At 73.3% G+C, this 23,732-nt stretch carries 10 protein-coding genes and 1 riboswitch; of the genes, 7 read left to right on the top strand and 3 right to left on the bottom strand.

Annotated features, from left to right (window positions below; genetic code table 11):
* Window positions 1-208 precede the first annotated feature (208 nt).
* The 6 genes from AB0M08_RS23910 (at window position 209) to AB0M08_RS23885 (ending at window position 17,562) form a co-directional block, all read left to right on the top strand.
* A complete protein-coding gene (locus AB0M08_RS23910; protein WP_364497096.1) occupies window positions 209-1,789 on the top strand; it encodes a gluconokinase in 1,581 nt (526 codons plus the stop codon).
* Between the two features lie 44 nt (window positions 1,790-1,833).
* A riboswitch (cobalamin riboswitch) is annotated at window positions 1,834-1,965 on the top strand.
* A 55-nt stretch (window positions 1,966-2,020) separates the two neighbouring features.
* The gene (locus tag AB0M08_RS23905) at window positions 2,021-4,096 is read left to right on the top strand and encodes a VWA domain-containing protein (RefSeq protein ID WP_364497093.1); all 2,076 of its coding nucleotides are present in this window, start codon (window positions 2,021-2,023) and stop codon (window positions 4,094-4,096) included.
* Between the two features lie 389 nt (window positions 4,097-4,485).
* On the top strand, window positions 4,486-5,085 hold the full coding sequence (gene cobO, locus AB0M08_RS23900; RefSeq protein ID WP_364497090.1) for a cob(I)yrinic acid a,c-diamide adenosyltransferase: 600 nt from the start codon (window positions 4,486-4,488) through the stop codon (window positions 5,083-5,085).
* Entirely contained in the window at window positions 5,079-6,428 is a 1,350-nt protein-coding gene (locus AB0M08_RS23895) for a cobyrinate a,c-diamide synthase (protein ID WP_364497087.1), read from the top strand. Before cobO ends, AB0M08_RS23895 begins: the two co-directional genes overlap by 7 nt.
* Window positions 6,425-6,832 carry a cobalamin biosynthesis protein gene (locus AB0M08_RS23890; protein WP_364497085.1) on the top strand — a complete coding sequence of 136 codons (408 nt, stop codon included), beginning with the start codon at window positions 6,425-6,427 and terminating at the stop codon, window positions 6,830-6,832. The genes AB0M08_RS23895 and AB0M08_RS23890 overlap by 4 nt, the downstream gene beginning before the upstream one ends.
* Window positions 6,833-6,981: 149 nt before the next feature.
* Window positions 6,982-17,562, top strand: coding sequence for a hypothetical protein (locus AB0M08_RS23885; protein WP_364497083.1), 10,581 nt, complete (start codon window positions 6,982-6,984; stop codon window positions 17,560-17,562).
* Window positions 17,563-17,586: 24 nt separating this feature from the next.
* Here the strand turns inward: AB0M08_RS23885 and AB0M08_RS23880 are convergent, their stop codons facing one another.
* From AB0M08_RS23880 to AB0M08_RS23870, 3 genes are all read right to left on the bottom strand, one after another.
* Window positions 17,587-19,062 carry a glutamate--cysteine ligase gene (locus tag AB0M08_RS23880; RefSeq protein ID WP_364497081.1) on the bottom strand — a complete coding sequence of 492 codons (1,476 nt, stop codon included), beginning with the start codon at window positions 19,060-19,062 and terminating at the stop codon, window positions 17,587-17,589.
* A gap of 317 nt (window positions 19,063-19,379) precedes the next feature.
* Window positions 19,380-19,901 carry a hypothetical protein gene (locus AB0M08_RS23875; protein WP_364497078.1) on the bottom strand — a complete coding sequence of 174 codons (522 nt, stop codon included), beginning with the start codon at window positions 19,899-19,901 and terminating at the stop codon, window positions 19,380-19,382.
* 805 nt (window positions 19,902-20,706) lie between these two features.
* Window positions 20,707-20,886, bottom strand: a complete 180-nt coding sequence (locus AB0M08_RS23870; RefSeq protein WP_364497075.1) for a hypothetical protein — start codon at window positions 20,884-20,886, stop codon at window positions 20,707-20,709.
* Window positions 20,887-23,221: 2,335 nt separating this feature from the next.
* On the opposite strand from AB0M08_RS23870, the gene AB0M08_RS23865 reads away from it, so the two are divergent.
* On the top strand, window positions 23,222-23,725 hold the full coding sequence (locus AB0M08_RS23865) for a hypothetical protein (RefSeq protein ID WP_364497072.1): 504 nt from the start codon (window positions 23,222-23,224) through the stop codon (window positions 23,723-23,725).
* Window positions 23,726-23,732 lie beyond the last annotated feature (7 nt).

The following is a 23,732-nucleotide window of genomic DNA, read 5'->3' as shown; positions in this document are numbered from 1 at the left end:
GCCTCGCTCCGCGTCAGGCACCCCTGAGCACCAGCCAGGACCGCGGCCCGCGGCGCCGCGCCCGTTGGCCCGCGGCGCCGAGCCCGCGTGGCCGGGGCGCCCGCGTGGCCGGGGCCCGCGAGGGGGCGTTCGGGGCGGGCGTGGTGGGCTTGGCGACGGGTGTGGGCGGGAACAGGGCAGGGACGGCAGGGCGAGGAGAGGGCAGCGCATGGACGTCGTGATCGGGATCGACACCGGGACCACCGCGACCAAGGGGATCGCCGCCGGGCCCGGCGGCGAGGTCCGGGCGCAGGTGAGCGTGCACTACCCGCTCTCGGTGCCCGGGCCGGGGCGCGCCGAGCTCGACCCGGAGCACCTCATCGCGGCGGCCGTGAAGGCGCTCACCGACGTGGCGGCCCGATGCCGCGAGCGCGGTGACCGGGTGATCGCGATCGGACTCAGCGCTTTCCTGCACGGGCTGGTGCCGATGGACGGCGACGGGAGGCCGCTCGGCCCGCTGGTCACCTGGGCCGACGGGCGGGCCGCGGAGCAGTGCGAGCGGATCGTCGCCTCGGGGCGGGCCCGGGGGCTGCAGGCACGGACCGGCACCCCGGTGCACCCGATGTCCCCGCTGGCGAAGCTGACCTGGTGGAACGAGAACGACCCGGAGACGCTGCGGGGCACCCCGCGTTGGGGCGGCGTCAAGGAGCTGATCGTCGCGGCGCTCGCCGGCGGGCCGTTCCGCGTCGACCTCTCGCTCGCGTCCGGGATGGGCCTGTACGACATCCACGGCCGGGGCTGGGACGACGAGGCACTCCAGCTCGCCGGGGTGCGGCACCGGCAACTGGCCGAGGTGGTCGCGACCACCGAACGGCTCGCCCTGCGTCCCGAGGTGGCCTCCGCCGCGGGCATCGGCGGATCGGTGCCGCTGATCATCGGGGCGGCCGACGGGCCGCTCGCCAACCTCGGCGTCGGCGCGGTGCCGCCCGGTGTGGCCGCCGTCTCGCTGGGCACGAGCGGGGCGTTGCGCACCGTGGTCGACCGGCCCGCCGGCGCCGAGGACGGACGGCTCTTCTGCTACGCGCTGACCGAGAAGCACTGGGTGGTCGGCGGTGCCGTCAACAACGCGGGTTCGGTCGTACGGTGGGCGGGCGAGGCGTTCGCGGCCGGTTTCGAACGCCCTGGAGCCGACGGTGAGGACGCCGACGAGCGGGACGCCGCGCTGCTCGAGGAGGCCGCCGGGATTGCCGCCGGCAGCGAGGGGCTGATCTGCCTGCCCTACCTGCTGGGCGAGCGGGCGCCGTGGTGGCGGCCCGGCCTGCGCGGCGCCTACCTGGGACTACGCCGCGAACACCGGCGCCCGCACCTGGTCCGGGCCGCGGTCGAGGGGGTCTGCCAGCAGCTGGCCCTGGTCCGCGACTCGTTCACGACGCCGGTCACCGAGGTACGCGCCACCGGGGGAGCGGTCGCCTCCCGGCTCTGGGTGGAGGTTCTCGCCGCCGCACTGGACCTACCGGTATCGATCGCGGACACGCCCGAGGGGACCGCGCTCGGCGCCTGTCTGCTGGCCCGGCACGCGCTGGGGGAGCTGCCCGATCTTGATCAGGCGGCGTCGCTGACCGCGGTGGGCTCCTCGGTGACGCCCCGTGCCGAGGACGCCGCGCTGTACCGCCGGATGCGCCCGCTGGTGGAGCGGTCCGCGCTGGCGGTGCTGGACGTGGTGGCCGAGCTGGACCGGCTGGCCCCGAAGCCGCTGCCGGCCACCGAGAAGGCGGTGCCCGGAAGCTCACACACCGGGGGCCCGCGTTGACGGCCGGGTGAGCCGTACGCGAGAGTTACCGGCGAGCGGTTGCGGAGGAACCCGGTGCGAGTCCGGGACGGTCCCGCCACTGTGACCGGGGAGCGACCCGCTGATCACAAAACGCCACGGCCCGGCGTCGGGCTGGAAGGCTGGCGGGGAACGGCGATCCGGGAGTCAGGAGACTCCGGCCGCTCGTGACAACCGACGCGCGGGCGTGGACACCCGCCGGAAGGGACCTTCGTGACGACTCCGTACCCGTTCTCGGCCGTCGTGGGCCTCGATGACCTGCGCCTCGCCCTGCTGCTCACCTCGGTCTCGCCGGCCGTCGGCGGGGTGCTGGTCCGCGGCGAGAAGGGCACCGCCAAGAGCACCGTGGTACGCGCCCTCGCCGGGCTGCTCCCCCCGGTCGACGTGGTCCGCGGCTGCCGGTTCGCCTGTGACCCCGCCGGGCCCGACCCGCAGTGCCCGGACGGTCCGCACCCGGTGGACAGCCCGGCGCTGGCCCGCCCGTCCGCGCTGATCGAGCTGCCGGTCGGCGCGACCGAGGACCGCGTGGTGGGCACCCTGGACATCCAGCGGGCGCTCGCCGACGGCGTGAAGGCGTACGAGCCGGGTCTGCTCGCCGCCGCGCACCGGGGTGTCCTCTACGTCGACGAGGTCAACCTCCTCCCCGACCACCTGGTCGACCTCCTGCTGGACGCCGCCGCGATGGGCCGGGCACACGTCGAGCGGGACGGCGTCTCGGTCAAGCACGCGGCCCGCTTCCTGCTGGTCGGCACGATGAACCCGGAGGAGGGCGAGCCCCGCCCGCAGTTGGTCGACCGCTTCGGCCTGGTCGTCACGGTGGCCGCCCCGCGCGACGCGAGGCAGCGCGCCGAGGTGGTCCGGCGCCGCCTCGCCTACGAGGCCGACCCGGTCGGTTTCGCCGAGCGTTTCGCCGCCGAGGAGCTGGCGTACGCGGACCGCATCGCGACCGCGCGGGCTCTCCTCCCGTCGGTGGTGCTGCCCGACGCCGAACTGGACCGCATCGCCCGGGTCTGCCTGGCCTTCGGCGTCGACGGCCTGCGCGCTGACATCGTGGTGGCCCGCTGCGCGGTGGCCCTGGCAGCCTGGCACGGCCGCGACGTGGTGACCGCCGGTGACGTAGGGGACGCCGCGCGGCTCGCCCTCCCGCACCGCCGGCGCACCGATCCGCTCGACCCGCCCGGCACCGACGAGGAGAAGCTCGACCAGGCCCTGGACGAGGCCGAGCGCCAGGCGCGGGAGGACGGCGACGACCCGGATCCGGACTCCACCCCGCCCGGCGGCGGCCCCGACGACTCGGGCCCCGGCCCCGGCGGCCCCGGCGGTCCCGGCCCTGGCTCCGGCGGTCCCGGCCCCGGTGGCCCCGGTTCCGGCTCTGGAGATCCCGGTTCCGCTGACCCCGCGCCAACTGACGCCGCGCCCCCGCAGGGCCAGGGGGATCAGGGGAGGTCCGGTACGGTCGCTCAGGCCGGTGCCGCCTACCGCCCCCGGACCCTGAAGATCACCGCTCGGGGCGAGGGCGGCCACACCGGCAAGCGCTCTCCGGCGTACGCCCGCCGTGGCCGGGTGATCGGCTCCCGCAAGCCGCTCGGGAAGCTGGCCGGCGCCCCGCACCTCCCGGCGACCCTGCGCGCCGCGATCCACCGCAACGCCCTGCAGTCCTCCGGCATGACGGTTCAGCCCCGTGACCTGCGTGAGGCGATCCACGTGGGCCGCGAGGCGAACCTGGTGCTCTTCGTCGTGGACGCGTCCGGGTCGATGGCCGCCCGCAAACGGATGACCCTGGTGAAGACCGCCGTCCTCTCGCTGCTCCGCGACGCCTATCAGCGCCGCGACCGGATCGGGATGATCACGTTCCGGGGGGCCGCCGCCGAGGTGGTGCTCCCGCCCACGTCCAGCCACGAGGTGGGCGTGATGCGCCTGGCCGCCCTGCGCACCGGCGGACGCACCCCGCTCGCCGCCGGCCTGCGCGCCGCCGCCACCACGATCGCCACCGAACGCCGCCGCGACCCGCGCCGCCGTCCGCTGCTGATCCTGGTCACCGACGGCCGCGCCACGTCCGGCCCCGACCCCCTGCTGCTGGCCCCGCTCTTCGCGGACGTCTCCACGGTCGTGGTCGACTGCGAGTCCGGCCCGATTCGGCTGGGCCTGGCCCGCCGGCTGGCTACGGCGCTGAAGGCCGACGTCATGCCCCTGGACCACCTCGAGGCCGCGACCCCCGTCCGCCTTCCCGCTGCCACTCACCCGGCCGCCCCGACGCCGGAGGGCCGTCCGTACCGCAGGGCCGCCTGATGCCCGGACCGCCGGCCGCACGGAAGTCGGCCGGCACGCAGAGTCGGCTGGGGCTCAGGGGTGTGTCAGGTCCCTCGAGGCACCCGTGAGCGCCAGCCAGACAGGGTGGGCTGGCGGCGCGGAGTGTGTCCGGGGCCCTGAGACACCCCTGAGGGCCAGCCGTGGCGGGCGCGCGTGGGCGTTGCGGGCGGGCGTCGGCGTGATCGGCGGGCGCGAGCGTTGCGGGCGGGCGTCGGCGTGATGGGTGGGCGCGGGCGTCGGGGCGGCGGGCGGGGGTGGGATCGTCCACCGTGGTGGTGAGTGTGCCGAGTGGACGGAAAAGGCGCGATGAATGACGGGAACGCTCTGTGGGGAACGGGCTCAGGGCGTACGGAATGGAAGGTTGGGAAATGCCGCAAGGGAAAGTCGCCAGCGTGCCCGACGACGGTTTGACGACACGTCAGCGACGACGGCAGGCGGTGTTCGCCGTGCACACCGGACCCGGTAAGGGGAAGTCGACCGCCGCATTCGGAATGGCGCTGCGGGCGTGGAGTGCCGGCTGGCCGATCGGTGTGTTCCAGTTCGTGAAGTCGGAGAAGTGGCGGGTCGGCGAGGAGGCCGCGCTGCGGAAGCTCGGCGAGGTCGGGCCCACCACGGTCGACTGGCACAAGATGGGCGAGGGCTGGTCCTGGATCCAGCGCGCCGGGACCGAAAGGGATCACGCCGCCGAGGCCGCCGAGGGCTGGGCGCAGATCAAGCGGGACCTGGCCGCCGAGACCTACCGGTTCTATGTGCTCGACGAGTTCACCTACCCGATGAAGTGGGGCTGGGTGGACGTCGCCGACGTGATCGAGACGCTGGGGAACCGGACCGGTACGCAGCATGTGGTGATCACCGGGCGGGACGCGCACCCCGATCTGATCGCCGCCGCCGACCTGGTCACCGAGATGACGAAGGTGAAGCACCCGATGGACGCCGGGCGCAAGGGGCAGCAGGGCATCGAATGGTAGCCAGGGTGGTGATCGCCGCGCCGGCCTCCGGGCACGGCAAGACCACCGTGACCACCGGGCTGCTGGCGGCCTTCGCGCGGCGCGGCAGACGGGTCGCGCCGTTCAAGGTGGGGCCCGACTACATCGATCCCGGTTATCACTCGCTCGCCTCGGGACGGCCGGGGCGCAACCTCGACCCGGTCATGCTCGGACCGGAGATGATCGCGCCGCTCTTCGCGCACGGGTCGCGGGGCGCCGACATCGCGATCGTCGAGGGGGTGATGGGCCTCTACGACGGCCGGACCGGTGCGGGCGACTCCGGGTCGACCGCGCAGGTCGCCGAGCTGCTCCAGGCGCCGGTCGTCCTCGTGGTGGACGCCGCCGCCCAGGGCCGTTCGATCGCCGCGGTCGTGCACGGTTTCCGCAGCTTCGGCAACGTACGGATGGCCGGCGTGATCCTGAACCGGGTCGGGTCCGAGCGGCACGAGTCGATCCTGCGGGAGGCCTGCGAGGAGGTCGGCACGCCGGTGCTGGGCGCGCTGCGGCGGGCCGACGCGGTGGCCGCGCCGAGCCGGCATCTCGGCCTGGTGCCGGCGGCCGAGCGGCGTGCCGAGGCGCTGGCCTCGGTGGACGCGCTCGCGGCGCTGATCGCCGGCGCGGTGGATCTGGACGCGGTGGCGGCCGTGGCCCACTCCGCGCCGCCGCTGGCGGCGACGCCCTTCGACCCGATCTCCGAGCGTCCGGTCGCGGGCCGTCCGATCGTCGCGGTCGCCGGTGGTCCCGCTTTCAGTTTCGCGTACGCCGAGACCACCGAACTGCTGGCCGGGGCGGGCGCCGAGGTGGTGACCGTCGACCCGCTCCGGGACACGGCGCTGCCCGAGGGCACCCGGGCCCTGGTCGTCGGCGGGGGTTTCCCCGAGGTCTACGCCGCCGAGCTCTCCGCGAACGAGCCGCTGCGCACGGCGGTCGCCGGGCTGGCCGCCGCCGGGCACCCGATCACGGCCGAGTGCGCGGGCCTGCTCTGGCTCTGCCGGACGCTGGACGGCGCCCCGATGTGCGGCGTGCTGGACGCGGACGCGGCGATGACTCCGGCGCTGACCCTCGGGTACCGGGACGCGGTGGCGCTCTCGGACAGCCCGCTCGCGGCGGCCGGCACCCGGGTCACCGGGCACGAGTTCCACCGTACGGCGGTGCACCCGCGGTCCGGCCTGCTGCTCTCGCCGGCCGGGGGAGCGGCGTGGGCGTGGCGCGGCGCCGACCCGGAGGGCTTCGCCTCGCCCGGTGTGCACGCGTCCTACCTGCACCTGCACTGGGCGGGTCACCGGGGCCTGGCGGAACGCCTGGTCCGGACGGCGGCCGGATGATCCTCGGCCTGGGCGCCCGGGCCGGGATACCCGCCGCCGGGCTGGCCGGGGCCCTCTCCGCCGTGCTGGCGGAGGCCGGTATCGGGGCGGCGGCGGTGACGGCCGTGGCGACCCTGGACCGGCGGGCCGCGGAGCCGGGTGTCCGGGCGTTCGCCGCGGCGCGTGGCTGGCGGCTGATCGGGTTCACCGCCGGGGAGCTGGCCCGCGTCCCGGTGCCGAACCCGAGTGCGGCGGTCCGGGACGCGATCGGTGCGCCCGGCGTGGCGGAGGCCGCGGCGCTGCTCGCCGCCGGTCCCGGAGCGCGGCTGGTGCTGCCGAAGACGCGATCCGGTCCGGTGACGGTGGCGCTCGTTGTGGCGTACCCGGAAATGGGTGTTGACAATGGTGTTGAAGTTGATTGTTGAGACTTCTATACCCTCTTTCAGTAGCTGTCTGGCGATTTACCGGCATGTTGTGTAAATGAAGGATTTATGCCTGGTCAGGCCGTTTAAATCGGCACGTGGTGTCCCAGCGGCCCGTTCTGGGTAAGCGGCTTTTCGCTCTCTTCGTCGTGGTGGCGGTTCTCTTCACCATCGGCGCCCGTCCGCATACCGCGAAGGCGGTCGGCAGCTTCACGTCGTCGGCGCAGGGCGTGCGTGCGCAGGTGAAACTGCTGAGCCTGGCCACGCTGAACGCGTCGGTCCCGGCCTCGGCGGTCACGTGGGCGGACGGCAGCAGCACCGCCACCCAGACCCTCGCCGGGGCGAACCTCGGCGTGCTGGGAACCTCGATCCTCACCACCGGCGTGGTCACCTCGACGGCCGGGCCGGGAGCGACCGGCGGCGGGCGGGCCGAATCGAAGGTCGCGGGGGTCAACCTGCTCGGCGCGGCCGGTGTCGTCGCCGGCCCGATCACCTCGGTCTGCGTGATGAACGCGTCCGGGATCACCACCACGATGGACATCACCGGGCTCAAGGTCGCCGGCGCGGACATCAACCCGGACGTCAACCTCAAGATGACCGTGCCGAGCGTGGCGACCGTGGCGATCGACTCCCGGACCGCGACCTGGAACACCACCACCGGCCGGTACGACTACACCGTCCGGGCGCTCGACATCGGCCTGCTCGGTGGCGCGCTCGGCCTGATCGGCAGCGGCACGGTCGTGATCGCCGAGGCGATCTGCTCGGGCACGATCAAGCTCGGCACGGTCACCGCCGGCGGGGTCAGCCTCGCACCGGGCCAGTCCGGCACCCCGACGGTGACCGTGACCAACACCGGCGACACCGGCGCGCAGAACACCGTCATCACGATTCCGAAGCCCGGGTCGGCATACCTCCTCGGCACCCCGACCGTGACCGGCGGCGGCACGTGCAGCACCACGGACCCGGTGAACATCGTCTGCTCCGGCGTGACCGTGGCCGCCGGGAGCAGCGCGGTGGTCTCGATGCCGGTCACGCTGAAGTCCTCGGCGAGCACCGGCGCGGCCAACTGGGCCACCGGCGCGAACGGGGTCAGCGTGACGAGCACCCCGGTCACCGCGGTCCCCGACCAGACCATGACGGTCACCGGCGGCGGCACGCTGGTCACCTCGCTGCCGCGGAGCACCACCGCGGGGTCGATCACGGTCAACCCGGTCACGCTGCCGGCCGGCAAGAGCGCGAGCACCACGATCAAGGTGGCCAACCAGGGGCCGTCCGACGCGGCCACCACGATCACCATCCCGATCGGGACCAAGCCGGCCGGCGTCACGGTCGACTCGGCGACCGTCGGCGGTGCCGCGTGTACGGTCAGCGCCACCGCGATCACCTGTGACAACGTGACGGTGCCGGGCAACGACTCGGTCAACGTCACGGTGAACACCTCGGCGATCGTCACCGCCACGGTCGGCGCCACCTGGGACCTGGCGAACATCACCGCCCCGATGAACGGCACCGCGGTCACCGGGCAGGGCCGGCTGCTCACCGTCGGCAGCCCGGACGTCAACCTCTCCGGCGGGGTGAACATCACCCAGGCCACCGCGATCCCGGGCGGCTCGGCGGCGACCGCCACGATCAAGGTGGCCAACTCCGGCGCCGGTACGGCCAGCCCCACCACGATCACCATCCCGAACCCGCCGTCCGGCTACACCCTCGGCACGGTCACCACCAACGGCGGCGGCACCTGCGTCCACGGGGCCACCGCGATCACCTGTAGCAACGTCTCGATCGCGCCCGGCGCGACGGTGGCCGTCTCGGTGCCGGTCACGCTCGGCGCCGGGGTCACCGCCGACTGGACGGTCGCCGCCGGCACGCCGGTCACCGCGACCTCCGGCGTCTCCAGCGGCACCGCCAGCGGCACCGTCGTCAAGGCCAGCCCGCAGTACACGCTCGGCGTCTCCTCCACCGGTCCCGCCGACGGCACGGTGAGCCCCGGCCAGTCCACGACGATGAACGTGACCATCTACGACCAGGGCCCGTCCGACGCCAAGGGCGCCACCTTCGCGGTGGTGGCGCCGAACCAGACGGTCTTCGGCGTGCTGAACGCCGCGACCGCCGCGGTCTGCACCCCGGCCGCGCTGAACACCGTGCTGAACTGCACCTCGGATCTGCCCGCGACCGGCGCCGGCGTGGCGCTCACCCTGCCGCTGGTGGTCTCCCCGCTCGCCGACCCGGCGACCCCGGTGACCGGTGGCTGCGTCAGCCTGGACGGCGACACGGCCTGCAACGGCGCGGCGGACAAGGCGCTGCCGGCCATCACCCTGCGCAGCGCACTGGGCAGCCGGCTCACCACCACGTTCAACCCGGCGACCATCACGCCCGGCACCAGCGGCACCGGCACGATCACGCTGCAGTCCACCCGGGCCGAGACCGGCATGTCGGTGGCCATCCCGCTGAGCGGCAAGCCGACCGGGTTCACCGTCGTCTCGGCCTCGGTCGGCGGCACCCCGTGCACGATCGGGACCAGCACCATCACGTGCAGCGGGATCAACCTGACCGCGAACACCCCGTCCGACGTCAGCGTCAAGGTCGCGGTGGACCAGGCGGTCGTGCCGCCCAAATCGTGGATCCCGACGGTCACCATCACCTCGGGGAACGAGACCACCACCGCCACCGGCGCGATCGCGGGCACCGGCACGCCCAACTACATTCTGAGCGCCACCGCCACCGCGCCCGCCGACGGCACGGTCGAGCCGGGCCAGAGCACCTCGATGACGCTGAGCGTGACCAACGGCGGCCCGTCCAACGCGGCCCTCGCCTCGTTCACCGTGACCGCCCCGACCGGGACCACCTTCGACCAGCTGGGCAACACGGCCTCGGGGTACTGCCCGATCAACACCGGTACCCAGCTGACGTGTACGGCCAGCCTGGCCTCGGGCGCCTCCACCGGAGTGCTGACCGTGCCGCTGAAGGTCTCCGCGAACGCCGACCCGGACAAGCAGGTCACCGGCGGCTGCGTGGACGTGAACGGCATCCCGGGCTGCGGCACGGGCGACAAGCCGATCCCGGCGTTCAGCCTGAAGGTCCCGTTCGCCAGCCAGGTCGCGGTCACCTCGGACCGCGCCGACGTGGTCCCCGGCAGCAGCGCCCAGGCCGTCCTGCACATCAAGGCCACCCACAACGACCTGACCGGCCTCGCGGTGACCATCCCGAAGACCGCGCTGGCGAACACCGGGCTCAGCGTCACCGGCTACAACGCGCCGTCCGGGGTCACCTGCACCCTGGGCACCGGACAGATCGACTGCACCGGCCTGAACATCACCAACGGCTCGACCGCGGACATCCGGCTGACCGTCGCGGCCACCTCCGGCGCCACCACCGGCAACGACTGGACGGCCAGCGGCATCACGGTCACCGGGTCCGCCGGGCAGACACTGACCGCCGCCGATCAGGACCTCGCCCGGGTCGCCGCGGCGCAGACCGATCTGGACGCCACGGTGGCCCTGGCCAACCTGATCGCGATGCCCGGTGGTGGCGGCACGCTGAACGTGAGCGTCACCAACGCCGGTCCGTCGGACGCCAAGAACGCCCCGATCACGGTCTTCGCCCCGGCCGGCACCACGTTCGGCCCGCTCACCGGGGCCACCGCGTCCGCCTGCACGCTCTCGCTCGACCTCACGGTCGCGACCTGCCGGCTCAACCTGGTCGCCGGCGACCCGGCGACGCAGCTCAGCTTCCCGGTGCTGATCTCCACGAACGTCCAGCCCGGCAAGGCGATCAGCGGCGGCTGCGTGGACCTGACCGGCGGAGCCTCCTGCACCGTCGCGGTGGACAAGTTCATCCCGAGCATCACCATCGGCACCCCGTTGCAGCAGCGCCTCGCGGTGACCAGTACCCAGGCCCGGTTCCTGCCCGGCCAGAACGGCGACGCCAAGCTCACCCTCTCCTCCTCCAGCACGGAGAGCGGCCTGACCGTCAAGATCCCGACCGGCGGCCTGCCGAACGGATCCTCGGTCACCTCGGCGACCTGGCCGAGCGGCACCTGCGACGTCAGCGGCAACCCGATCGTCTGCACCGGCGTCGCGCTGACCAGCGCCAACAGTCCGGTCTCGATCACCCTGCACACGGTGTCGGCCTCGTCCGGCGCGTCCGGCACCTGGACGGCGAACAGCATCGCGATCACCACGCTCACCGAGAGCGCCACGGCGAGCGCGGACCTGGCCACGGTCGGCCCGCCGCAGAGCACCCTGACCGGCACCGTCACCGCGTCGGCGGCCGGTACGGTCCCGGCGGGTGGCACCGCGACCATCACGGTCACCGTCACCAACGCCGGCCCGTCCGACGCGAACCCGGCGGTCTTCACCGTCACCGCGCCGAACGGCACCACCTTCGGCACGCCCCTGCCGGCCGGCTGCACCCGCAGCAGCGACGGGACCGTGGCCACCTGCACCTTCACACCGCTGACGGCCGGGGCGAACACCGGCGCGCTGAGCCTGCCGGTGGTGGTACCGGCCGGCGCCGACCCGTTCAGCCCGCTCACCGGCGGCTGCGTGAACCTGGACACCGTGCCCGGCTGCGGCGGCCCGACCGACAAGACCGTCCCGGACATCACGCTGATCGTGCCGTTCAGCCGTACCGTCTCGATGAGCAGCACACCGGTCACCGTCGTGCCGGGCCGCGCCGGCGACGCGACCGTGACGCTCAGCTCCGAGCACAACGTCGCGCTCTCCGGTCTCACCCTCGACATCCCGTACGGGTCCGTCCCGTCCGGAGTCGCGGTACCCACCGTGACCGGGACGTCCGGTACCTGCACCGACGACACCACCAACAAGGTGTGGAACTGCTCCGGCATCGCGGTGGCCGCCGGGTCGACCACCTCGTTCACCGTGCACGTGACCGCCACCTCGGCCGCGACACCGGGCGCCACCTGGGACGTCACCAACCTGACCGTCGGCAACGGCACCGACACCATCGCGTCGAACCGGCGGCTCGCCACGGTCGGCGCGGCCGACGTCAAGCTCTCCCCGGTGGTCACCACCGCGGCCGGGTCGATCGAGCCGGGCAAGAGCGGCTACATCGGCGTCACCGTCACCAACACCGGCGACTCGGACGCCGCGACCGCCACCTTCACGGTGATCCCGCCGACCGGCACCACCTTCGCCTCGTCCGGGCTACCGGCCGGCTGCACGCTGAACGCGACCACCGGGATGATCACCTGCACGGTCACCGCCCTGGCCGCGGGCGCGAACACCGGCGAACTCCAGTTCCCGATCGTGGTGGACGCGACCGCGAGCCCCGGGCAGACACTCACCGGTGGCTGCGCCGACCTCGGCAACGACGGCACCTGCCGGATCCCGCCGGACGTCTCGCTCGGTTCGGTCACCGTGGCGACACCCTTCAACCGTCAGGTCAGCGTGCGCACGGTCCCGGCCGACATCCTGCCCGGCAACAGCGGCAACGCGAAGGTCGTGGTCGACGCGAGCGTGGGGCAGAGCGGCACGCTGACGGTGACCGTCCCGGTGGCGAACCTGCCCAGCGGGTGGACGCTCGGCACCCCGACGGCCGACCAGAGCGGCGCCTGCACGGTGACCATGAACGGCAGCGCACCGAGCGTGGTCACCTGCACCGGGGTCAGCCTGCCGAACGCCGGTGACAGTGGCACCGTCACCCTGCCGATCACCGTGCCGGGCGGCGCCGCCAGCCAGGTGTGGAGCGTGGCCGGGGTGCAGGTCGCGAACGCGGCGAACGAGACGGTCGGCGGTGGCGGCGTCGCGGTCCGGGTCGGCACCCAGGGCTACATCCTCGGCGCGACGACGACCGTGCCGCAGGCCGACACGGTCCTGCCGGGCAGCACCGCCACGATCACCGCGACGATCACCAACACGGGGGGTACGGCGGCGACCGGTATCCCGGTCGTCGTCCTGGCCCCGACCGGCACCACGTTCGCCGGCAGCCCGCTGCCATCCGGGTGCACGCTGGTCACCTCGACCCAGATCAGCTGTCCGGTCACCCTCGCGGTGAACGGCTCGGTCAACCTGGCGCTGCCGGTGGTCATCCCGAACCCGCCGAGCTCGACCACGGTCAGCGGCGGCTGCGTGGACCTCGGCGGCGACGGCAGGTGTGACGGCTCGGACGTGACGATCACCGGGTTCGCGCTGCGCAGCCCCCTCTCCAGCGTCGTCTCGGTGAGCGGGGGGACCGCCGTCACGGTCGTACCCGGAAAGACCGGAACCGCGACCGTGCAACTGAGCGCGACCGCCACCCGGGACGACATGGTCCTCACCCTCGGGCCGGCCGGCCGCCCGGCCGGACTGGTGATCACCGCGGCGAGCGCCGGCGGCACCGCCTGCACGATCGCCAACGACATCGTGACCTGCCCGGACGTCGACGTCGCGGCCAACGGCACCACCACGGTGAGCCTGACCGTGGCCGCCGACCCGGCCGCGAACCCCGGCGACACCTGGACCCCGGCCGTCAAGCTGGTGCAGAACGGCACCGACACCGCGGTTCTGCAGAAGCAGATCGCCACGGTCGGCGCCCGGGACAACGGCACCGGCCTGGCCGTCGCGGTGCAGATGCCGCCCGACGGCACGCTGCTCCCCGGCGGCAGCGACGTGCTGCGGGTGACCATGACCAACCCCGGCCCGTCCGCGATGCCCGGCGCCACGGTGAGCTTCAAGGCACCGGACGGCACCACGTTCGGCACGCTGGACGTGCCCGCCTCGGACTACTGCGTGGTGCACTCCTCCACGCTGGTCACCTGCACGGTCGACCTGGGCGTCGAGTCCCGGCCGTTCCGGCTGCCGATCGAGGTGCCGTCGACCGCCACGCCGGGCGCCACCATCGGCGCGGGCGGCTGCGTGGACGGCAACAACAACGGCGTCTGCGGTGACCCGGCGGACACCGTGTTCGCCGGCTTCACGCTCGGCAAGCAGTTCAGCGACCAGGCGCAGCTCGCCCTCTTCCCGGGCATGATCACGCCGGGTGACACCGCCACCGCGGTGGTCCGGGTGAACGCGGACCGGAACCTCACCGGGCTGACCGCGACCGTCCCGCTGAACACCCTGCCCGGCACCTTCAAGGTGATCGGCGCGGTCGGCCCGGCCAACTCCAGCTGCACGCTGACCGGCTCGATCATCTGCACCGGCGTGACCGCGCCGAGCGGCGTGAGCGACCTGATCACGCTCACCCTGCGGGCCGTGTCGTCGACTGCCGCCGGGGTCGTCTGGTCGCCGTCGCCGGTCGTCCTGACCAACGCGTCCGGCGCCTCCTCGCAGACCGGCGGGGTGCTGATGACCAGCGGGCAGCCGATCGCCAACCTGGCGTTCGCGGCCGCCGCCCCGTCCGGCACGGTCGCGCCCGGCGGCACCGCGACGATGACCGTGACGGTGACCGACCCCGGCCCGTCCGACGCGGCCGCCGTGGTCAACCGGATCAAGGCGCCGACCGGCACCACGTTCGGCACCCTCAGCGGGCAGGCGGCCACCGACTGCACCCCGGTCGGTACCAGCCAGCTGGACTGCAAGGTGACCATGACGGCCGGCGGCACCCCGGTGGTCTGGGAGCTCCCGGTACAGGTCGCGTCGAACGCCGACCCGGACACCGACCTGACCGGCGGCTGCATCGACACCTCGCGGGACAACACCTGCGGCGGCGGGGACACGCCGCTGCCCACCGTCCACCTCACCCCGACCCTGGCCCAGGGCGTGACGGTCACCGTGGCCAGCCCGCCGGCGATCCAGCCCGGCCGGACCGGCTCCATCCCGATCACCATCGGGGCGACCCGGGCGCGCACCGGCCTCGGCGTGAAGATCCCGCTCAGCTCGCTGCCCACCGGCATGTCGATCACCCAGGCCCAGATCCCGGGCAGCACCTGCACGGTGGACGCCACCGCGGTCACCTGCAGCGGCGTCGACATCGCGGCGAACGGCGCGGTGGTGCTCACGCTCAACGCGACCGTGCTGGGTACGGCCACCCCGGGCGACAACTGGGTTCCGACGATCACGGTCACCGAGGGGACGCAGAGCACCGCGCGGACGCGGAACGCCGCCTCCATCGGCGCGGCCGACGTCGCGCTGGCGGTGAAGGTGGACGTGCCCGCCGCCGGGACGCTGAACCCCGGCGACACCGGTACCTTCGGCGTGACCGTGACCAACACCGGCAGCTCCACCGCGAAGGGCGTCTCCTACACGTTCCTCGCCCCGGCCGGCACCACCTTCCAGACGCCGACCGGGACCACCGCCTCGCTCTGCACGGTCTCCCCGGACGGCACCCGGATGGACTGCACGGTCGACGTCACCGGCAACGGCAAGGTCCAGCTCCCCCTGGTGTTCAAGGTCGCCGACACCACCGACCCGACCACCCCGCTCACCGGCGGCTGCGTCGACACCAGCGGCGACGGCGCCTGCACCGGTGCGGACACGCCGATCCCGCCGGTCCAGCTGGTGGTCACCCTCGGCAACAGCGTGACCGTCGGCGGTACGCCCGTGACGGTCACCCCGGGCAACACCGGCACCGGCACCGTCACGCTGACCGCGACCGCGGCGGTGAGCGGCACGACCGTGGTGATCCCGCTGACCGGCATGCCCACCGGGATGAGCGTGACCGCGGTCGGCGGGCCCACCGGCTCCTCCTGCACCCGGAACACCAGCAAGATCACCTGCACCGGGGTGAACCTCACGACCGGCACCGCCGCCGCGATCACGGTCACCACCAAGCTGGCCGCCTCGGTGCTCCCCGCCGCGATCTGGTCGCCCACCGTCACGGTCACCGCCGGCGCGGACAGCGTCTCCGGCGCCGCGCCGCTGATCGAGGCGGGCACCCGGCAGTCGACGGTCACCTGGACGGTCTCCGGTCTCGGCGGCAAGGTCACGCCCGGCGAGACCACGACGGTGACCATCCGGGCGACCAACTCCGGCCCGTCCGACGCGCCCGGCGGCACCGTCTCGGTGGTCGCCCCGTCGAACACCACGTTCGGTGCGCTCACCGGACCGGCCGCCACCGACTGCACGATCAGCGGCAGCACGCTGCTGACCTGCACCTACAACCTGGCGGCCGGGGCGTCCGGCACCTGGGACGTACCGGTGATCGTGGACAGCGGAGCCGCCGAGGGCGACCTCGTGTCCGGCGGCTGCGTCTCCGTCGACGGCAACAGCACCTGCGACACCGGGGACACCGCGTTCGACTCGTCGACGGTCGACCAGCCGCTGCGCGAGAACGCCTCGCTCGCCATCACCAACGCGGTGATCACGGCGGGCACCTCGGGTACGGCGACCATCGCGATCACGGCCACCACGGCGTTCAAGGGCCTGACCCTGAGCATCCCGCTCGACGGGGTGCCCACCGGGTTCAACGTGGACAGCGCCATGCTCGGCGACCTCACCTGCTCGGTCGGCGCCACCGCGATCACCTGCATGGACGTCGACCTGGAGGCGCGTACCCCGCGGACCCTGTCACTGGGCGTCACCGTGGACGAGGGCACCGCGATCACCTCGACCTGGGTGGCGAGCGACATCACCCTGGTCGACCCGGACGACCCGGACGACTCGGTCACCGCGGTCGGCCTGCTGGTCAGCTGCTCGGCGACCGGGTCCGCGGTCACCGTCACCCTCGGCGCCTGGTCGAACAGCACCCCGGCCCGGTCCCAGACGGTCACCCTGCCGATCTCGGTCTACAACGCCGGGCCGGAGGCGGCCGAGCCGTACCCGCTGACCGTGATCCTGCCGGCCGGTACCTCGTACGGCGAGATGCCGGACGGGTGCACCGGCGGCGACAGCGAACGGGTGGTCACCTGCTCGGTGAACCTGGCCGTGGGGCAGACCGTGCAGATCACCCTGCCGGTCGTGCTCAGCCCGGACGACGAACCGGACTCGGTGCTCACCGGCGGCTGCCTCGACCAGGCGCTCGCCGCGGGCACCCCGGTCTTCAACGGGATGTGCGGCGACGACAAGGACATGGTGGTCCCCGACCTCACCGTCGGCCGGTTCGCCGTCGACATCGACATCCGCTACACCGGTGGCACCGTCACGGCACCGACCGACGGCGGGAACCTGCTGGTCAAGATGCCGTACCGGAACCGGGGCACGGAGACCGCCGACGGTGTCTCCTTCACCATCACGCCGCCCACCGGGGTCACCGTGGCCAGCGCGGCGATCCTGGCGAACGCCGGCACCACCTCCTCGATCCGGGCCTCCTCGATCCGGATCAAGGCGGACACGACCGTGCCGGCGACCTGCGCGACGGCGTCCGGCAAGGTCAGCTGTGCCGCCCCGAACTCGGTGGCCGACTCCGGCAGCCAGCTCTGGCTCTACCTGAAGGTCGGCACGGCGAGCAAGGCCGGGATCTACAAGATGCCGGTCGTCATCTCCACCACCGACGTGGACGGTTACGTCGACGACAACCTGGTCCAGGTACCGCTGAAGATGTCCGCCGCGAGCAGCGACGACGACGGGGACGACGACGGCGACGATGACGGCGACGACGGTGACGACGACGGCGGTGACGGCGACGACGGTGACGACGGCGGCAACGGTGATGACGGTGACGACGGCAACGGATCCCTGCCGACCACGGGCGCCAAGGTGGTGAACGTGGCCATGTACGGAGCGCTGAGCATCGCCACCGGCATCACCCTGCTGCTGGTGGTCCGGGACACCGGACCGGTCAGCGTGGTCGCCCGGGTGACCGAGCTGCCCGACGTGATCCGCCGGTTCCTGCGCTGGGTCCGGACCCGGTTCTGACGTCAGCTCACTTCGCGGGCGGGCTCACGGGACGGGCCAGTCGTGGACCGGGATGTTCTCGTGCATCAGCGGGAGGTACCGGCGGAGCATCTCGTGCAGCGCGCGCTGCCGGTCCTGCCCCTGCTTCTCCAGCATGTGCAGCGTCTCCACCTGCCAGGACGCGCCGTTACGCTGGAGCAGGCAGCGCTGCTCGACGATGCCGAGCAGCCGGTCGCGGTGCGCGGGGGCGACACCCCAGGCGTCCAGCCCCTCGGCGGCCTGCGGCAACAGCCGGCGCAGCACCAGCTCGGTCACCGGTACGGTCCCCACGCCCGGCCAGTACACGCTGGCGTCGATCCCGTGCCGGGCGCAGGCGTGGAAGTTCTCCTCGGCGGCCCGGAAGCTCAGCTGCGTCCAGACCGGGCGTTCGGCCTCGGCGAGCGTACGCACCAGCCCGTAGTAGAACGCGGCGTTGGCGACGGTGTCCGCCACCGTCGGGCCCGCCGGAAGCACCCGGTTCTCCACCCGCAGATGCGGACGCCCGTCCACCACGTCGTAGATCGGCCGGTTCCACCGGTAGACCGTGCCGTTGTGCAGCCGCAGCTCGCTCAGTGACGGGATGTCGCCGCGCTCCAGGATGTCCGCCGGGTCGTCCTCGTCGCAGATCGGCAGCAGCGCCGGGAAGTAGCGCACGTTCTCCTCGAACAGGTCGAAGACGCTGGTGATCCAGCGTTCCCCGAACCAGACCCGCGGCCGTACGCCCTGAGCCCGGATCTCCTCCGAGCGGGTGTCGGTGGCCTGCTCGAAGAGCGGGATGCGGGTCTCCCTCCACAGCTCCCGGCCGAACAGCAGCGGCGAGTTCGCCCCGAGGGCCACCTGAACCCCGGCGATCACCTGGGCCGCGTTCCAGTACGCCGCGAAGTCCGCCGGGCTGACCTGCAGGTGGAACTGGGTGCTGGTGCACGCCGCCTCGGGCGCGATCGTGTCGGTGGTGACCGCGAGCCGGTCCACCCCGTCGATCCGGATGTCCAGGTCCTCACCGCGGGCCGCGAAGATCTGCTCGTTCAGCAGCTGGTAGCGCGGGTTCGCGGAGAGCGAGTCGCCGGTCAGGTGCTCCCGGCGCAGGGTCGGCAGGATGCCGATGGTGACCATGTGCGCGCCGGCCGTCCGGGCGCGCCGCTCGGCCTGGTTGAGAACGGCCCGCAGCCCCTTCTCCAGGTCGGCGTAGTCGTCGCCGCCGAGGCGCCGGGGTGGCAGGTTGACCTCGATGTTGAACTGGCCGAGCTCGGTCTGGAAGTCCGGATCCGCGATCGACTTGAGCACCTCGGCGTTGCGCATCGCCGGATCCGCGGTGTCGTCGATCAGATTGAGCTCGATCTCCATGCCGGTCAGGGGCCGTTCGAACTCGAACCGGGCCTCCCGCAGCATGGTGGCGAAGACGTCCAGGCTGCGCCGGATCTTCTGCCGGTACCGGGTCCGATCCTCCCGGGTGAAAATGGTCGATTCGACTTTCTCGCCCACCAGGCACCACCTCCCGAGCCGTCAAAGACGCGGGAGATCGCGCGGCGCTGCAGCGCTCTCCCAGGCATCATGATGAGCGTTGTCGATGGCTTGTCCCACTGTCACAAAGCCGCATTTCCACCAGGCGTCGAACATGGTGGGGCGGTTACCCCGACGGCGCGATCTTCAAAGATCGCCCCGAGCTCAGTACCGCCCGCCGGCCGGTCTCGTCCGCCGACTGGTCTCGTCCGCCGGCCGGTCTCCTCCGGAGGCCGGTGCCCGCCCAGGCGGGTGCCGCCCAGGCGGGTGCCGCCCGGAGGCGGGTGCCGCCCGGAGGGTCAGTGCAGCCACGCGGCGATGAGTACGCACGCGATCGCGCAGCCCGCGGCCGCCTGGAGCAGCAGCACCGGGCCGACGTGCGACCAGCGGGTCGGTATCCGTGGGGTGAGCGGCTGCATCGTGGTCAGGTTGACCACCTGCATCAGCTTCACCGGCAGGGTCGGGTCCCGCTGCGGCTCGGTGCGCACCTGGACGAGGTCACCGCGGTGCAGGGCGGACTGGGGGAGCTGTCCGTGCATCTCGATCTCGTACGTCTGCCCCAGGTCGTCGCGCAACCGGACCGGCGTGACCAGGAACTCCGGCCCCTTGCGCAGTTCCTTCAGCGTCCGCCGGGCGGGTTTCATCCGCAACAGCGAGGCGAGCAGCTGCGCGATCCCCGCGGTGAGGAACACGGCGACCGCGAAGGGCCGGCTGATCCGCACCTCCCGCGTGTAGGACGCCTGGAAGCCGACGAACCGGCCGGTGATGATGGGGCTGACGTGCCGGAGGATCCGCTCGCGGTGCAGCTCGGTGTCTTCCATGGGGGGTCACCTCCTGGATATCCCTCAATGTTACGGAGCGGACTCGGTTCGGCACCGTGAGTGAATCGTGAAATTAAGATCTCTTTCTCCTTACCGCTTCCCGTACGACCCCGCGGCGCTTCGCCGAAAGTCCCCGCGAGAACCCCACCGATCTGCGGAAACACGCCCTCCGACGACACCCGACGGGGTGAACTGAGACGAGTCGCGGATGGGGGCGGAGACCAGTGGCACCGACGAACGCGTACGTCAAACCGGACAGCGTGCTGGCGCGTACCGCCCGCGACATGCTCGAGGCCCACGCCGGCGGCACCGGACCCCGCGAGGGCCTGCTCCGGTGCCCGTCCTGCGGGGAGCCACTGCCCTGCCGCTCGGGCCAGGCAGCCGCCGAGGTCCTGGCCGCCGCGGGCCTCGCCGAGTCGTCGGGGTTGATCGCCGCGACCCGTGTCGCGTTCGCCCCGGAGTCCTCCCACCCACTGACGATGCCTACCGCAACGTCATCCCCCTTCCCTGCGTCAACCTCTTCCGCTCCTGTGGCACCCGCTTCCGTGTCACCCGCTTCTGTCTCAACCGTTGCCGCTTCAACCACTGCCGCTTCAACCACTGCCGCTTCAACCACTGCCGCTTCAACCACTGCCGCTTCAACGGCTTCCGTCTCCACCGCTTCCGCCGAGCCTTCGGGCTCAGCCGAGCCTTCCGGGCTGTCTCCCCGGTGGGCCTCCGGCTCGCTCGCCGAGAGCCTCGACACCGCACCGGAACGCGTCGGCCCGTCGGACACGCTCAGGGCCTTCCGGGGACCGTTGCATGCTCACGTCGAACCGGACGAGCCGCCGTCCTGGGCCGCCGCCGAGCCGCCGTCCTGGGCTGCCGAGCCGCTGTCGTGGGCCGCTGCCGAGCCGTCGTCGTGGGCTTCCGCCGAGCCGTCGTCGTGGGCTGCCGAGCCGCCGTCCCGGACGGCCGAGCCCTCGTCCTGGGTGGCCGAGCACACCAGCGAGCGCGAGCAGCCCTGGCGATCGAGCCTCGGCCTCTCCCCGGCGGGCGGCCGGCATACAGGCCCCGACGACGGAGAAGCGGGCGGCCTGCACCGGCCGTGGCACACCGCCGAGCCGATCGACTCCACTCCTTCCGACTCCACCCCTTCTGACTTCACTCCTTCCGACTCCACCCCTTCGAGCCCAGCCTCTTCCGGCTTCACCTCCTCGGGCTCCACCCCTTCGAGCTCTATCGCTTCCGGGCCCACCACCGACTCGTGGACCGAGTCGCGTCTCACCGGCATACCGCTCGACACCTCCTCGCCGGCTCGCTCACGACTCTCCTCGCCCGGGGACACCGGCACCAGCCTGCAGGCACCCACTGGACTGCCCCCGGCCTCGCCGGGGCTGCCCCCCGGCGCGGTGGGGGCTGACCCGTCCGGGAACAGCGCGGGAACCAACGCCGGGCCGGGCTGGAGTGCCGGGACCGGAGCCGGGGTGCAGCCCGGAGCCAATGCCGGGTCCGGGTTCGGGAGGGTGCCGTTCGGGGCGGGATCCGGGCTCAACGCGGCACCCGAGGCCGCGGCGCTCGGCGGAGCACCCGAGCCTGTGTCGCTCGGCGGAACACCCGAGCCTGTGTCGCTCGGCGGAACGCCCGGGGCGAGTGGGCTGCAGCGGCCGTGGGCTTCCTCGGATCCGGGTGAGAAGCCCTGGGTGACCGCGGAGACACCGGCCTCGCCGGTGGCCGAGCGCCCGGCGCAGCATGCCCGGCCCTCGGAGCCCGACGAGTCCGCCGGCCTGCCTTCCTGGCCCGAGCCGGGGGGAGGCGGCAGCCACGCGGCTCCGGCAGGAGACACCCCGCTCGCCCGTCCGTGGGCGTCGGCGGAGAACCCGGTTCAAGCGTCGCCCGAGGCCCCGGTGGCCCGGCCCTGGCCGCAGCCGGACGACACGACGCCGACCGGCGAGGGATTCGGGCTGCGCGCGGAGGCGTCGGGTCTGCACGGAGACGGCTCCGGGCTCCGGACGGGGGCTTTGGGACTTCGTGCAGAAGGCGCGGGGTTCTCCGGCGATGGGACGGGGACTCATAGTGAAGGGACGGGGAGTCGTGGCGAAGGGACGGGGAGTCGTGGCGAAGGGACGGGGAGTCGTGGCGACAGCGTGGGAGTCCAGGGCGAGGGATCGGGGCTTCGGGCCTGGCCGCCCGCTGACAATCCGGTAGGGCAGGCGCCGTCGGAGATCCAGCGGCCGTGGGCTTCGGCGGAGGCCGGGGGAGCGGGAAGCCCGGAGCCTTCGGGGCTGGCGCTCTCGGGTCCGGGACTCTCGGCTCCCGGGATGTCGGCTCCCGGGATGTCGGCTCCGGGGGCGGGGGCTCCCGGCATGTCCGCTCCCGGCATGGTTGGTCCTGGCATGGTTGGTCCTGGCATGTCCGCTTCTGGCGTGGCGGGTTCTGGCATGTCCGCTCCGGGGGTGTCGGGGCTTCGGGCCTGGCCGCCGACCGACGCTCAGGCTGCCGAGTCCGGTCTCGCCGGGCCGGGGGCGGCCTCGCCGTCGGCGCCCGGTTCGGTTCCTGCGGCGTCCGGACCTGCGGCGCCGGGAACCGGCCGGTCTCCGTCGGGTGCGGCGAGCGGTCTGGGAAGTGCGGCGAGCGGCCTCGGGAGTACGGTGGAAGGTGCCGGGCAGACCGGGTTCGGGGGTGTGATGCCGCCTCCTCCGGGTGGTGTGCCGGCTCCGGGTGGTGTGCCGGGCGACGTGCCCAAGCCATGGCCGTCGGCCGAGGCGGCTCCGGGAGCGCCGACGACTCCGCCGTGGGCGTCGAGCCCTCAGCAGAGTGCGCCCACGACCGGTCATACCGCAGAGGCGACCTGGCCGCAGGCAGGGAACGCGCCGCAGCAGGACGCTCCCGTGCAGACCCCGTCGGCAGCCGACCTGGCCGGGGGAGTGCTCCGGGCGCAACCGGGTGCCACGGGCGTGGAGAGCGCCGGTGGACCCGCGTGGGCGCAGCAACAGGGCGCGGCGGCAGCCGAGGGGATGTGGCCCCAGCCGGGAACACCCCAACAGGCAGCGGCCCAACCGGGAGCGCCGCAGAGCGAAGTGACGGGGCCACCGCAGGGGGCGGCGGAGAGCGCCTGGCCACAGCCGGGGCTCGCCGCAGCCGGCCCCGCTGCCGGAGTGGGCTGGCCGCAACCGGGCGGGGCTCCGGGCGTACCGGAGAAGGGGTTTGAAAATGGGGGGCAGGCGTCGAGCTATAGTCAGCAGAACAGCCCGCTGGACGCACCTCGATTCACCCGGTCGGCGCGACCACCCGCCGCACCGACGGCGATGAGTGGCCTGGTTCCTCCACCCGGGATGGGGATGCCTTCCGCGCTGCCCGCGGGAATGGCTCGTGCGGAGAATGCCGCGCTGCAACCGCCGGACATGGGCCAGCAGAACCCGGGAATGGGCCAGCCGGGAGCGGGCCAGCCGGGAGCGGGCCAGCCGGGAGCGGGCCAGCCGGGAGCGGGCCAGCCGGGAATGGGCCAGCCGGGAATGGGCCAGCCGGGGATGGGCCAGCCGAATCCCGGGCCGGGTCAGCAGAACGCCGGGATGGGGATGCCCGGGCCGGGTCAGCAGAACCTCGGGATGGCGCAGGCCGGGATGGGGCAGCCGGATGCCGGGGTGGGGCGGTCGCCGCTGACGCCGCCGGATATGGGACAGCACAATCCGCCGGGCGGTGCGCCGGTGGACGAGACCGAGACCCCCTCCGGACTGTTCGGATTCGGGGGCGCGCGGCCGGAGGGGAAACCGGCCGAGGCGGGAGCCGGCGGGATGGACGACCCGGAGTCGGCGCCGAGTGGGCTGCCCCGGCGGGCCGGCTGAGGCGGGG

The organism is Actinoplanes sp. NPDC051851 (assembly GCF_040681165.1).
Classification (GTDB): Bacteria; Actinomycetota; Actinomycetes; order Mycobacteriales; family Micromonosporaceae; genus Actinoplanes.
This window is presented reverse-complemented; position numbering and strand designations above follow the sequence as displayed.

Bases quoted from the DNA above. Each gene is read 5' to 3' on its own strand.
- AB0M08_RS23910 (WP_364497096.1), top strand. From the start codon at position 209: ATGGACGTCGTGATCGGGATCGACACCGGGACCACCGCGACCAAGGGG.
- cobO (WP_364497090.1), top strand. From the start codon at position 4,486: ATGCCGCAAGGGAAAGTCGCCAGCGTGCCCGACGACGGTTTGACGACA.
- AB0M08_RS23895 (WP_364497087.1), top strand. From the start codon at position 5,079: ATGGTAGCCAGGGTGGTGATCGCCGCGCCGGCCTCCGGGCACGGCAAG.
- AB0M08_RS23890 (WP_364497085.1), top strand. From the start codon at position 6,425: ATGATCCTCGGCCTGGGCGCCCGGGCCGGGATACCCGCCGCCGGGCTG.
- AB0M08_RS23875 (WP_364497078.1), bottom strand. From the start codon at position 19,901: ATGGAAGACACCGAGCTGCACCGCGAGCGGATCCTCCGGCACGTCAGC.
- AB0M08_RS23865 (WP_364497072.1), top strand. From the start codon at position 23,222: ATGCCTTCCGCGCTGCCCGCGGGAATGGCTCGTGCGGAGAATGCCGCG.